The following is a 13794-nucleotide window of genomic DNA, read 5'->3' as shown; positions in this document are numbered from 1 at the left end:
GCATCGCGACGGCCGTCCGCTTCCCGCCGCAGGTGGGTGGGGCCCGCGCCGGGAAGACGCGCGACCTCCAGGATTTTCCCAGCCCGGGGCTCATGCGCGCTCCGCGAGGCTATGGCAGCATCAGGGCCATGGCGAGACGCTGGCAGGTCATCACCGTGGAGCTCCTGGGCGGTCGCGGTATCGACCTCGACCCGCCCCCCGGGCGCGATCTCATCGCGCCGCCGTCGACCACCTTCGCCGAGCTCGCCCGCGCCATCGACCTCGCCTTCGCCCGCTGGGACCGGGCTCATCACCACGAATTCGCCCTCGCCGACGGCACCCGCGTCATCGACGACGTCCCTCATCGCGACCTCGCCGCCCGAGCCGCCATCGGCGGGCCCATCCTCGACCGAGTCCTGCCCGGCACCACCACGGTCAAGCCGCTCCTGGAGCGCGGGGACACGATGCGCTACGTCTTCGACCTGTCCGACCGCTGGGTGTACCGCTGCACGGTCACCGACAAGATCAGTGTCGAGCAGCTCATCGGCCCGCGCATCACCGGCCCGCAGCCCATCCGAGGCTGGGGCGACCTCCCGGACCAGTACGGCCGGACTCGACCCGACCCCGAGCGCGGCCGGAGCGCCGGGCGCCGGGAGGCCGACGGCGACGGGAACTCCGGAGCCCGCCCCGCGCCCGAGGCCCTCGAGGGGAGGCGGAGCCGTCGCGCCCGCAGGGCCGCCGAGCGCGCCGAGGCCCGGGACCGCTGGGACCATCCGGACCGTGAGGAGCGTCGGGATCCGCGGAACCCGCGCGGGCAGTGGGGGGAGCGCCCCCGGCACCTGGCCTTCCTCGAGGAGTTCGGCGCCCCGGTGGCTGAGCCGGTCGACGTCGACGCGGTGCGCAGGGCCCGGGCCCGGCGCGATATCCCCTCGCTCGTGTCCGCCATCACCGGAGCCGACTGCCGCCATGCCCTCCAGCAGGTCGGCGCCTGCCTGGCGGGCACCTGGCGCTCCAGCGACGGGCCCGGCCACGCGCTGCGCGAGCCGATGACCGCCGCGATGCTCTCCGCCATCACCCAGCTCGAACTGCGCGGATGGCCCGGCGACGACGTCCTCGCCGAGCTGATCATGGCCCGGCTGCGAGGGGAGAGCCCCGCCGGCTCGCCCCTTCCGCTGCGCCTGGGGGCGCTGGTGACCTCCGTCGCCGCCGGCGGGCAGCGCGACGGCGTCTGGCTGGATCTGGACACCGGCGTCGTCTGGCCCGCCTCGATCCTCGCCACCCGGGCCGGTCGGGACTGGACGCGGCCGGTGACCCCGCCGCTCGAGGGCGATGCCGCGCTCGGGATCGCGCCCGGGCATCGCTGGCTCCACCTCGATGAGAGCGATCCGGGCACCGCGTGGTCCGATCGGAGGGCCTTCATCGCGCATCTGGGCGGCGGCCGGACTGAGGAGGAGATCGTCAACGCCCGCGCCCTGAGACGCGGCGCCGAGCGGGGGCCGGAGGCCTTCTACGCCGCCGTCGCCGACCGGGGGCTCGATTCCCTCTGGCTCGCCTTCCGTGATGACCGGCGCTGGGGCAGGGCCCGGGCGGCGCTGGCCGCCGAGGGCCTGCGGCCGGCCTGACGGCGAGGCGGCCCGCCGCCTCCATCGAGACCGGTCGAAGTGGCGATCGAGACCGGTCCGGAGGACCGGCCACCGGTTTCGATGGCGTTTTCGACCGGTCTCGATGACGGTTTCGACCGGTCTCGGTGATAGGGAGGAGCGATGGGTGGGGCTAGATGGTGGCGACGAGCTTGGAGATGCGCTGGGGGCTGACCTTCTGGGAGGTCCCCAGCGTCTGGGCGAACAGGCTCACCCGCAGTTCCTCCACCATCCATCGGGCCTCGGTCAGCGCCGCCTCGCGCGCCGCGTCCGGCGGGAGGTCGGCGCTCCTCTCCCGCGCCCGCTCGACCAGGGCCAGGGCCTCGCGCGCCTGGTAGGCCAGGGCCGCGTCCTGCGATGCCGCCGACGGCGAGGAGGCCGCCCGCTCCACCCTCATCGCCAGTGCCTTGAGGTACCTGGGCAGGTGCTGCAATCGGCTGGCGGGCGCGGCGGCGATGAACCCATCGGCGATGAGCGCGGCGGCCTGCTCGCGCACCTCCTGCAGCGTGGTCAGCAGCGCGAGCGAGGTATGCGCATCCACCGCGTCCTGAACCTCCCGCCGCGCCTCCAGCGCGCGCACCACGATGAGGGCGATCCTGTGGACCTCGTCCTCCAGGCCTTCGCGCATCGCCCCCGCGAGCTCATCGAAAGCGGCCTTCTCGCGCACCTCGGCGAGCCGTCGGCCGGTGCGGGCCGCCCACTGCTCGGCGACGGCGCGCGCCGCCGCCAGCTGGAGATCGGCGACCAGCGCCTCGGTGGACCGGTAGGGGCTCGCCGCCAGCATGAGCGATTCCCCGCCGCTCCAGCGGCTCGTGATCCGCCCCGTCGGCAGCGCCGCGCGCGCCAGCGCCAGCGTGATCACGCCGGCAGGATGCTCCCGCTCCTGGGCGACGGCGTCGGACAGGATCACCAGATCCGCGGCGGGGGCCGCGGGCCTGCCGCCCCCGCCGGTGCCGCCCGCCTTCTCGCCGCGACCCTTTCCCGAGACCCTGCCGCTCGAGCCTGTCGCCGAGGGCCCCTGGGGCGCGCGTCCCCCGCTGTCGCCCGAGTCGGCCCCGCCGGGACGCAGTCGGGTCGCGCCGCCACTGGCCACGAGGGCCGGGTAGCCTCGCACGACGAGCCCGGCCACGCCGGTGGACTCCACCGTGGCGGGGATCGTGGAGGAATCCCGGCCGGTGAGCCCGGCGAGGCCGTTCGGCCACTCCTCCAGGCCCGCCCGCTCGGCCAGCCCCGCGCTCACGCCGGCCGGTCCGGCGCAGCCGGCGCCGCGCGCCGCCATGCCGGCAGGGCTCGCGCCGTCGCCAGTACTCGGCTCGTTCCGGGCGCGCTTCCCGGTCTGGTTGCCGTGGCGCGTGCCGCGCCCGCCCTTCTTCTTGCCCGGGCCCCGCGATCCGTCACGCCCGTCGGAGCGGGCCCGCGCCTCCTCCATCGCCTGGGCGAGCGCCCCGTGCACCGCCGAGCGCACGGCCTCCTGCGTGCGCCCCGACAGGCGCCTCTGCAGCGCCACGAGATCCTTGCCGCGCCCCAGAACCCCTCCTCGCGCGTCGAGCGCCACGAAGGCGATCGACAGGTGATCGGGCAGGCGCTCGGCGGCCTCGGCCCAGTCGTCGTCGCGGATCTCCACGCCCCGCAGGCGCCCCACCGCAGCCGCGAAGGCCTCCTCGAAGGGGGTATCCGGGCAGGAGGCGCCGGGCGGCGTCGGGTACTCCTCCTGCAGGAGCGCCCACACCTGCGCGCCCACATCCGGGGCGGGGACGAGCTGGCGGCGCACCCGCTTGGGAAGCGCTCGGATCGTGGCCACGACGAGCTCGGGCCGCATCCCCGGCACGAGCCAGTCGAAGCCCTTCGGCTCCAGGCGCCCCAGCACCTCGATCGGCACCCGCACGGTGACACCGTCGTGAGGATGCCCCGGCTCGAAGACGTACTCCAGGCCCAGGGTCAGGTCCCCCTGCGTCCAGGCGTCCGGGTAGCCCGTGGCGTCGTCATCGCCGGGCAGCAGTAGCTCGCGCGTGAAGTCCAGCAGATCCGGGTGGCGGCCCCGCTCCCGCTTCCACCAGGCGTCGAAGTCGGCGGCGCCATGGACATCCTCGGGCAGGCGGTCGTCGTAGAAGTCGAACAGCGCCTCGTCACTGGCCAGCAGGCCGTGCTCGCGGCGCCGCCGCTCCACATCCTCCAGCTCCTCGCGCAGCTCCCGGTTGCGCTCCACGAATCCGTGCCGGGCGTGCCAGCCGCCCTCGACGAGCCCGGAGCGGATGAACATCTCCCGGGCCACCTGCCGCGCGGAGTCCGTGCCCACCGACGCCAGCGTGGAGGGGCGGTCAGCCACGAGCGTCATCCCGTAGAGCATGACCTTCTCGTGGACCATCGCGGCCCCGTGGCGCGTGGACCAGTAGGGCTCGCCGTAGACGCGGCGCAGCAGGCCCGCCCGCTCGGCCGCCTCCTCGATCCACCGCTCGTCGACCTTCGCCACGGTGCGCGCGAAGAGACGGGACGTCTCCACCAGCTCCGCCGTCATCACCCAGTCGTAGGTCTTGCGGCGCAGCCCCGAGCCGGGCCAGATCGTGAAGCGCGTGCCCCTCGCCCCGGCGTACTCCCGGCGCCGCTCATCCCAGTTGCCCACATTGGACAGCAGCCCCACCAGCAGCGAGCGGTGGATGGCATCGGCGTCGGGGGTGTCGGCGCTGCGCCCGAGCGCCACGACGGCGGCCGCCACGTCCCCGTGGGCGATCTGGGCGGCGTGCGAGCCGGGCTCCAGGGCCGCCCCGGCGGCGCGGATGGCGCGCGCCGTCGGCAGCTCGACGGGGGAGGGGCTGAGCCCCAGCTGCCGCGACATCTGCCGCAGCTGGGTGTGGACGTCCTGCCACTCGCGGATCCGCAGGTAGTGCAGGAACTCGGCGCGGCACATGCGCCGGAATGCCGAGCCGGACAGCTCACGGGACTGCGTGCGCAGGTAGCGCCACAGGTTGAGGTAGGTGAGGAAATCACTCGTGGGGTCGGCGAAGCGGCGGTGCAGAGCGTCGGAGGCCTCCTGCTTGTCCACCGGGCGCTCGCGGACGTCCTGGATGGACAGGGCAGCGACGATGACGAGCACCTCCCCGGCGCAGCCGAGCTCGCCGGCCTCCAGGAGCATCCGGCCCAGGCGCGGGTCGATGGGCAGGCGCGCCAGGCGGCGCCCGACGGCGGTGAGGCGCGGCCCGTCGGCGCGTGCGGCGCCGTCGGGCTCGATCGCGCCGATCTCGGCGAGCAGGGCGATGCCGTCGCGCACGGCCCGGCGGTCCGGGGGATCGATGAAGGGGAAGTCCTCCACCGCGCCGAGCCCCAGGGCCGCCATTTGCAGGATGACACTGGCCAGCGAGGTGCGCAGGATCTCCGGCTCGGTGTACTCGGGGCGGGAACCGAAATCGGCCTCGGAGTAGAGGCGGATGGCGACGCCGTCGGCCAGGCGCCCGCAGCGCCCCGAGCGCTGGTTGGCGCTGGCCCGGCTGATCGGCTCGATGGGCAGGCGCTGGACCTTCGTGCGGTTGGAGTAGCGCGAGATGCGGGCCAGGCCCGGGTCGACGACGTAGCGGATGCCGGGCACCGTCAGCGAGGTCTCGGCGACGTTCGTGGCCAGGACGATCCGGCGCGTCGAGTGCGGCTCGAAGACGCGGTGCTGCTCGGCGGCGCTCAGGCGCGAGTACAGGGGCACCACCTCGACCCCACCGGGCAGCCGTGAGCGCCCATCGACGGCGAGGCGCGGTCCGAGGTGATCGGCCAGGGCCGATTCGGTGTCACGGATGTCCCGCTCGCCCGCGAGGAAGACGAGGATGTCGCCGGGGCCGGTGGCCAGGAGCTCGTCGACGGCGTCGAGGATGCCGGTGACCTGGTCGCGGTCCTCCCGGGGGGCGGGCTCCGGCCGCTTGGCGCGCCCGGCCCGCGGGGCTCTGCCGGTGCCATCGGCTGCGTCCGCGCCGTCGTCGGGCTCGTCCGCGCTCAAGGGCCGGTAACGGATCTCGACCGGGTAGGTGCGGCCCGTGACCTCGATGACCGGGGCGGGCACGCGCGCGGCCGGGGTGGGGGCGGCGCCGTCGGAGCGGGCGTCGCCATCCGGCGCTCCGCCGCCGTCGGGGCGCGAGCGCTCAGTGCCGAAGTGCTCGGCGAAGCGCTCGGAGTCGATGGTGGCCGAGGTGATGATGACCTTGAGACCGGGGCGGCTCGGGAGGAGCCTGGCGAGGTAGCCCAGGATGAAATCGATGTTGAGACTGCGCTCATGGGCCTCGTCCACGATGATCGTGTCGTAGCGGGTGAGCATGGGATCGGACTGGATCTCGGCCAGGAGGATGCCGTCGGTCATGAGCTTGATGAGGGTGCGCGCCCCGACCTCCTCGGTGAAGCGCACCTGGTAGCCGACGATCCCCTCGGAGGAGATGCGGGTGCCCAGCTCATCGGCGATGCGCTCGGCCACGGAGCGGGCGGCGATGCGGCGGGGCTGGGTGTGGCCGATCATCCCGGTGATGCCGCGGCCGAGCTCCAGGCAGATCTTGGGGATCTGCGTGGTCTTGCCGCTCCCGGTCTCCCCGGCCACGATGACCACCTGGTTGTGCTGGATGGCCTCGGCGATCTCGGTGCGGCGGGCGGTGACGGGCAGCTCATCGGGGTAGACGATCGCCGGGACGGAGGCGGCGCGCTCGGCCAGCTGCTCGGGGGTGAATCCCGGCCAGGAGCGCCGGGGGCGCCTGCCCTGGCGATTCCCATGGCGCCGGCGGCCATGCCCGTCCTGCTTCCGGGCGGGGCGGCACCCCCGGCCACTGCCCTCCCGCCGACCGCCCGAGTCGCGGCGATCGCGGCGCTCCTGCTGGTGCCCGCGGCTCTCACCGGCGTCGCCGGCAGCACTGGTGGTATCCATATGCCGCCCATTGTCCCCCATGCGGCGGGGCCCGTGCTCCGACGGGTGGCCCGGCGGGCCCGCCCGGGGCGGGGCTAGCCGCGGGGGTCGTTGATGATCGCCTCGAAGAGGCTCAGGCCCGTGCTGAGGTGGCGCAGGCGCATGGCGTAGGGGCGGTCGACGATGAAGTCGGTGGTCTCGCCGGGGTTGGGCGCGCTTACGCCGACGTGCTGCTCTGAGACGGCCGCTGCCTTCGTGCCGTCCTCCTGGACGAGCAGGCGGACCTGCTGGCGGTATTCGTCGGTGACCAGGCCCGTCCCGGCGCGGTCCATCGGGACGACGTTGATCCCGAGGCCGTCCAGCATCGCCAGGACGTCGAGGCCGCCGCCCGGGGTGGTCACGTCGATGCGCGGCAGGGCGAGGCGGACGGTCGGGGAGATCCCCTCGCCATCCGCCTCGTCGAGCAGGGCGGTGGCGCGCGCCCAGGTGTCGGCGGGGAGGGACTCGGGCAGGAGCCCGGCGTCGGGAAGGATGATGCCGAGGGCGAAGCCGTCCGTGTAGGGCACGCGCAGCACCTTCCAGCCCGAATCGCCGGAGGAGCCCATGGTGCAGGTCATGTGGGAGGACTGGTGCATCATCGGAACCTGCACCACCGTCCCGTCGGGCAGGGTGAAGTCCTGGCCGTGGGTGCTCGACTCCTCGAACATGGCCGCCCAGCGCGCCGCGAACAGCACCGCGTTCTGAATGACGAAACCGGGATCGGTGCGGGTGATCGCCGATTCCTCGATGAGTCCCCCGGTGTGCAGACGAGACCACTCACTGAGGACGCCATGAGCCTCGCCGGGGGAGCAGCGGCGCAGATCCGCGCTGAACCACTGCCCGACGCCGTCGATGAACTCCTGGGCCACTGCCGACTCCCCGTCCTCGATGACGAGGAGCTGATAGGCCACGTGGAGGAGGGGCTTCTCGGGGGCCTTGGCGGAGGTATCGAAGGAGGCGGGGTCGCCGTCGTAGGCCAGGAGGGCGTTCTGGATGGCCGACCAGGTGGTGTTGCGTGTGGGCTCGTCGGCGCAACCCAGTCCCGTGTTGAGCCCCTGAGCGGCGGGGTCGGTGGCGCCGAGGGCAGCCGCCGCCAGGCTGAGGCCCAGGGAGGCGGGGCTGACGAGGGTGTTGGCGTGAGCGCCGTCGGCCAGTTGGGCGGTCAGCGCCGCGGCTCCCAGGGTGTCGCAGGCGGCGACGGCGGCGGCCAGGTCCGGGACCTGCGATACGGGCACGGCCGTGCGGGCGACCGAGCCGATGAGCGCCTCGCCGCCGATGCTCGGGCGCGGCGGCTTGCCGGAGCAGGCTGCGAGGGATCCGGCGGTGAGCGCCGCCAGGGCGATGAGTGCTCGGCGGCTCAGGGGTGCGAGGGGCGGGCGGACGGCGAAAGGCGAGGATGACAGGGCCATGCCCCGATTCTCCGGGGAACCGCGGGAGAGCCACAGGGGGAGCCCTCACCGGGGAGGAAGGGGCGAGGAGGGCAGCGCCGGGCCGTTCAGGGCAGCGCTCCCCGCATTCCATCGCCCACGGAAACGCACGCCCCGCCGAGTTCGTACTTCTGGTGATGACTTCGGTGGGTAGGGGGACGGGCTCGTCGCCAAAAGTACGAACTCGCGAGAGGAGAGGACTGGCGTGGGCGTCGCGGGCGCTAGCGCAGGCGCAGGGCCATCCAGTCCACTGCGGCGCGAGCGAGCTCGACATCGGCCTCCTCGCCCGAGGAGTGGATCTGAAGCATGCGCGAGCCGTCGGGCAGGAGGGGGAAGCCCTTGGCGGTCTCGTCGGCGGCGTCGGAGGACTCCTCGACCTGCGCGCCGTGCACCATGAGGATCGGCCAGGGCAGACCCTCCATGACGGCATCGGGGCGCTGCATCGACACGTCCGCCAGGGTCTCCTTGGTCAGGACATCCCAGGCGCGGTCATTGGGGTTGTCATCCGGCAGGCGGGTCATGCCGTGCTTGGCGAGCTCGTCGAGCTGGCTGGGGGAGAAGACCTCCTCCCACAGGATCGACTGCGGCCCGACGATCGCGCCGACGGCCACCACCGTGCGCACCTGCTCCGGCCTGGCGACGAGCGCCGCCGTGGCCCCCAGGCCATGTCCGTGGATCCCCTGGCGCGCGTAACCCAGGTGGGCGAGCCATCCGCACACCGCCTGGAGATCGGCGACCTCGCCGGCCAGGGTGATGATGTCGTCGTCGGAGGCGCCCAGGCCCGAGAAGTCGAACTGGAGGGTCGCCAGGCCGGCCTCCCTGTACGCGGCGGCCATCCGGTCCAGGCTGCATCCGGGCCCGTGGCGGTCTGCGAGGAAGTCATGGGCGAGGATGACGATGGCCTCTGGGCGCTCGGGCATCGCGCCGCCGGTGTCCACCACCCGTCGTCCGTCGTCGGGGTCGAGGTCGGGGACCCCGACGGGCAGGGCGAGCTCCACCGCGAGGCCGATGCCCCGGGCGGTGTCGATACGCGCCTCGATGCGCTGATCAGCCATGAGCACCAAGGTAAGGCAGCGCCGCCGCCCCGGCCATCCCCCCACAGGGGGAGATCAGCCGATTGCGCTCGAAGCGTGACTGCCGACGCGACGCAATGCTCACGGATTCCCGCAACATGACGCCGCGTCTCGGAGAACGGACTCGGGGGGCGGCCCCGGCGGGGCCCTGGCAGGATACGGGCACCCATCCAGAGCGATCGAGAGACCTGGCTCAACGACGTCGCAGCAACCCCTGAGGGTGCTTCCGCCAGGACCGATGGAGAAGACATGTCGACCACCCCAGACGATTCGGCGCCCGCCCCGCACGGGGCGCCCACGCTCTCCCTCGAGCTCTTCCCTCCCCGCGCCGGCGCCGCCGCCTCCCAGACCTGGAGCGCCCTGGACCGGCTGCTGGCCACCGCCCCGGACTTCGTCTCCGTCACCTACCGGCCGACCTTCGTCCTGGGGACCCGCCCCGCCGAGCCCGCCGTGAGGGTCATCCGCGAGCACAACCCCGCCGAGGACGTCGTCACCCACGTGCTGGCGCGCTCCAGCACCCCGCTCATGGCGCACCTGACCTGCATCGGCTACCGCAAGCGCGACGTCGTGGAGATCGTCCGCCTCTTCCTGGCCCTGGGCGTGCGCCGCTTCCTGGCCCTGCGCGGGGACCCTCCTCGCGGGCACGACGCCGATGAGCTGCCCGGCGAGCTCGCCCACGCCGAGGACCTCGTGCGCGTCATCCGGGAGGTCGAGGCCGAGTACTTCGACGACGGCGAGCGGCACCTCACGATCGCCGTCGCCGCCTACCCGGCGGTGCTCGACCACGGGCGCGGCGTCGAGATCCTCGCCGCCAAGCAGGCCGCCGGCGCGGACCTGGCCATCACCCAGGTCTTCTACGACCCCGAGGACTACCTCTCCCTGGCCCGTGCCGCCACCTACTGCGGCGTCTCCATGCCCCTGCTGCCCGGCATCCTGCCGATGACCGACCTCGCCCGGCTCTCCCGCCTGGCCGCCCTCACCGGCGTGCCCATCCCCGCGGGGCTCGCCGCCAGCCTCGGGCCCGCCCGGGGCGCCCAGACCGTCGCGCGAGGCATCGACGCCACCCTCAGGCTGGCCACCGAGGTCCTCGACGGCGGCGCCCCCGGCATCCACCTCTACACCTTCAACCGCACCCGTCCCGCCCTCGACGTCATCAGTCAGCTGCGGCTGGGCGGCATCCTCGGCGGCGAGCGCGTCTCGGCCTCCATGCAGCGCGACGTGCGCCGCGCCTACCTCAACGCCACGCCCGGCGGTGATCGTCGAATGCCCGAGCCGGCTCACGCCGGTTCCGCGCGCCCCTGAATCTCGACGACGAAAGCGACGATCATGACCACGCCGACGACCCCGACCACGCCCGCCGCCACGACCACGCCCATCCCCTCGACGCCCCTGCCCGCCGCCACCATCCTCGGCTACCCGCGCATCGGGCCGGGTCGCGAGCTCAAGCGCGCCGTCGAGTCCTACTGGAGGGGCGCCACCAGCGCCGATGAGCTGCGCGCCTCCGCCGCCGAGCTGCGCCGCGCCACCCGGCAGCGCCTGCGCGGCCTGGGGCTGTCGGGACCGGCCGCCGTCCCCGCCGACTTCGCCTACTACGACCAGGTCCTCCAGATCACGAGCGCTCTGGGCGCCGTGCCCTCCCGCTTCGCCCACCTGCGCGGCGGCGCCGGGCACGGGCACCCCGGCCTGGGCCTCGAGGGGCATTTCACGGTGGCGCGCGGCCAGGGGGACCTCGCGGCGCAGGAGATGACGAAGTGGATGGACTCGAACTACCACTACCTCGTCCCCGAGATCGACGAGTCCACCGTCCTCGACTACGTCCCCGGATTCGGCGCCGTCGACCCCACGGACGGGCCCGCCGCCCAGGTCCTGGAGGCCCTCGCCGCGGGCGAGCCGGATCCCCGGCCGGTCATCGTCGGCCCGGTCACCTACCTGCTCGCCTCCAAGCCCGCCGACGGCGCGGCCCCCGGATTCCGGCCGATCGACCGCCTGGACGACCTCCTGGGCGCCTACGGCCACCTCCTGGCCGACCTGTGGGCCGCCGGGGCGCAGTGGGTCCAGATCGACGAGCCCGCCCTCGTCTCCGACACCTGGGGCGTGCCCCGCGAGGAGGTCCTGGCCGCCGTCCACCGGGCCTGCACCTGGATCGCCGCCATCGTTGAGCGCCCGCGGGTCCTCGTCACCGGCGCCTACGGCTCGCTCGGCGACGCCCTGCCCGTGCTGGGGGCCACCGGGATCGAGGCCGTGGGCCTGGACCTCGTGGCCGGGGAGCTGCCCCCGGCCGACGACCTGGCAGCCCTGGGCGGCAAGAGCCTCGTCGCCGGGGTGGTCTCCGGCCGCAACATCTGGCGCACGGACCTCGAGGCGGCGCTGACCGTCCTCGAGCGCCTGCGCGGCGCCCTGCCCGCGGGCACGCCCCTGACCGTGGCCACATCCACCTCCCTTCAGCACGTCCCGCACGACGTCGAGCGCGAGACCCGCCTCGACCCGGCCATCCGCTCCTGGCTGGCCTTCGCCGACCAGAAGGTGGGGGAGGTCCTCACCCTCGCGCGCGGCCTGGCCGAGGGCAGGGAGGCCATCGCCGACGAGCTCGCCCGTGATGCGAGCCTGCGCGCCCAGCGGGCCGCCCACCCCGGGGTGCGGCGCGCCGATGTGCGCGACGCCGTCGGCGCCATCACCCCCGCCGATCGGGCGCGCCCGCCCTACGCCGAGCGCAAGCCGCTCCAGGACGCCCGCCTGGGCCTGCCGCTCCTGCCCACCACGACCATCGGATCCTTCCCCCAGACCCCGGGGATCCGCGCTGCCCGCGCAGCCCATCGCAGGGGCGAGCTCGACGCCGCCGGCTACGGGGCCCAGATGAGGGCCGAGATCGAGCGCGTGGTGCGCCTCCAGGAGGAGATCGGTCTGGACGTGCTCGTTCACGGCGAGGCCGAGCGCAATGACATGGTCCAGTACTTCGCCGAGCTGCTCGACGGCTTCGCCACCACCGAGCACGGCTGGGTCCAGTCCTACGGCTCGCGCTGCACCCGCCCCTCGATCCTGTGGGGCGACGTCGCCCGGCCGGCCCCGATGACGGTCGCCTGGTCCTCCTACGCCCAGTCTCTCACCGATAGGCCCCTCAAGGGCATGCTCACCGGGCCCGTGACGATCATGGCCTGGTCCTTCGTCCGCGACGACCTGCCCCGCGCCGAGGTGGCCGATCAGCTGGGGCTGGCCCTGCGCGCCGAGGTGGCCGACCTGGAGGCCGCGGGCATCGGCGTCATCCAGGTCGACGAGCCGGCCATCCGCGAGACCCTGCCGCTGCGCCGCGCCGATCAGCCCGCCTACCTGGAGTGGTCCGTCGGCTCCTTCCGCCTGGCCACCGGCGGGGCGGCGAGCGCCACCCAGATCCACACCCACCTGTGCTACTCGGAGTTCGACGTGGTCATCGACGCCGTCGACCACCTGGACGCCGACGTCACCTCCATCGAGGCCTCCCGCTCCAGGATGGACATCCTCCCGGCGGTCGCCGCGCATGGGTTCACCCGCCAGCTCGGCCCGGGCGTGTGGGACATCCACTCCCCGCGGGTGCCCAGCACCGAGGAGTGCGCCGAGCTCATCGGCCGCGCGGTCGACGCCCTGGGCGCCGGGAGCGTCTGGGTCAACCCCGACTGCGGGCTCAAGACCCGCGGTTATGCGGAGACCACGAGCTCGTTGAGGAACCTCGTGGCCGCTGCGGCGCGCGTGCGGGGCGGCCTGGAGGACTGAGCGCTGGAACGGTTCGGGCCGGTCCGGGTCTCTCAGCCCTCCGAGCGGCCCGGACCGCCCGGGACCGGCAGGGCACGCGTCACCTCGACGATCTCGCGCACCTGCTCCTCATCGGTGTTCTGGGGCAGGTGCGGGGGCAGGTCCGGGAAGGAGCAGCGCAGGTGGATCTCCCGGGCGCCCGTGGCCGCGATGACCTCGGCGGCGTTGTGGCTGCGCACCGTGCCGGTGGCGATGACCCTCGGCCCCTCCTCGGCCACCATCGCGGCGATGGTCCGCGCCCCGTCGAGGGCGGTGTCCGCCGCCCCGCTGGTGAGCACGTAGTCGACGCCGAGCCGACGCAGGTCGCGGTAGGCCTCCAGGGGGTCGCGGCTGGCGTCGATGGCCCGGTGGTAGGTCAGGGTGGCGCCGTCGGCGAGGTCCTTGAGGAGGCGGATGAGGCCGCGGTCGACGGCGCCGTCATCCGTCAGGCCGCCGACGACGATCCCCAGGTCCACGGCCGGGGGCAGCGGCTGGGCCGGGTTGGATGTGGGCACCGGTCGGGTGTACTCGCTCATCTCCCGCGCCAGGGCGGCGATCCTGCGGACATCCGCGATCATCGCGCGCCTGCCGTCGCCGTCGTAGATGAAGCCGCCGCCGCGGGGGCGGATCATGATGCGCAGGCCGAAGGGGGCGCCGTCCTTGGAGGAGGCCCAGTAAGCGCCGATGCGCTGGCGCTTGGCCTCGACCTCCTCGGCGGCGGCCAGGATGGCGGCCTCGACAGCGCCGATCGAGGGCGTGGTGCCGCCGACGGTGAGGTTGTCGCACAGTTCGGCGCGATCCGCTCCCGCGCGGACCGCGAGCCGTACGCCGGCCACGTTCTCCAGGCAGATCTCGACCCCGATATGGTCGAGGTCGCGCCAGGGGGCGGGGTGCGGCGCGGTGTGATGGCGCAGGGACGGAGCGGTCGCGGACAGAACTGCTGGGCTCATGGCACGAGTGTGGCACGCAGCGCCCCATCTCGCGATCGAATGCGGCGCCGGACACGGTCC

At 73.9% G+C, this 13794-nt stretch carries 7 protein-coding genes; 3 read left to right on the top strand and 4 right to left on the bottom strand.

Features of this window, described 5'->3' with window-relative positions; genetic code table 11:
* Positions 1 to 128: 128 nt before the first annotated feature.
* A complete protein-coding gene (locus B1H55_RS06915; protein ID WP_157750250.1) occupies positions 129 to 1601 on the top strand; it encodes an IS1096 element passenger TnpR family protein in 1473 nt (490 codons plus the stop codon).
* Positions 1602 to 1752: 151 nt separating this feature from the next.
* Here B1H55_RS06915 and hrpA read toward each other — a convergent pair whose 3' ends face one another.
* The 3 genes from hrpA to B1H55_RS06900 form a co-directional block, all read right to left on the bottom strand.
* Positions 1753 to 6504, bottom strand: a complete 4752-nt coding sequence (gene hrpA / locus B1H55_RS06910; RefSeq protein WP_077240607.1) for an ATP-dependent RNA helicase HrpA — start codon at positions 6502 to 6504, stop codon at positions 1753 to 1755.
* A gap of 74 nt (positions 6505 to 6578) precedes the next feature.
* Positions 6579 to 7931, bottom strand: a complete 1353-nt coding sequence (locus tag B1H55_RS06905; protein ID WP_077240606.1) for a serpin family protein — start codon at positions 7929 to 7931, stop codon at positions 6579 to 6581.
* Between the two features lie 239 nt (positions 7932 to 8170).
* A complete protein-coding gene (locus B1H55_RS06900) occupies positions 8171 to 9004 on the bottom strand; it encodes an alpha/beta hydrolase family protein (protein WP_073454442.1) in 834 nt (277 codons plus the stop codon).
* Positions 9005 to 9271: 267 nt separating this feature from the next.
* On the opposite strand from B1H55_RS06900, the gene B1H55_RS06895 reads away from it, so the two are divergent.
* Positions 9272 to 10324, top strand: coding sequence for a methylenetetrahydrofolate reductase (locus B1H55_RS06895; protein WP_077240605.1), 1053 nt, complete (start codon positions 9272 to 9274; stop codon positions 10322 to 10324).
* 24 nt (positions 10325 to 10348) lie between these two features.
* The gene (gene metE, locus B1H55_RS06890; protein WP_172575556.1) at positions 10349 to 12766 is read left to right on the top strand and encodes a 5-methyltetrahydropteroyltriglutamate--homocysteine S-methyltransferase; all 2418 of its coding nucleotides are present in this window, start codon (positions 10349 to 10351) and stop codon (positions 12764 to 12766) included.
* Between the two features lie 32 nt (positions 12767 to 12798).
* On the opposite strand, the gene B1H55_RS06885 is transcribed toward metE, so the two are convergent.
* Positions 12799 to 13734 (bottom strand): copper homeostasis protein CutC, encoded by a 936-nt coding sequence (locus B1H55_RS06885; protein WP_172575555.1) that lies wholly within the window; start codon positions 13732 to 13734, stop codon positions 12799 to 12801.
* Positions 13735 to 13794: the final 60 nt, after the last annotated feature.

The organism is Actinomyces denticolens (assembly GCF_002072185.1).
GTDB classification, from domain to species: domain Bacteria; phylum Actinomycetota; class Actinomycetes; order Actinomycetales; family Actinomycetaceae; genus Actinomyces; species Actinomyces denticolens.
The sequence above is the reverse complement of the archived record's forward strand: the minus strand, read 5'-3'. Positions and strand labels throughout refer to the sequence as shown.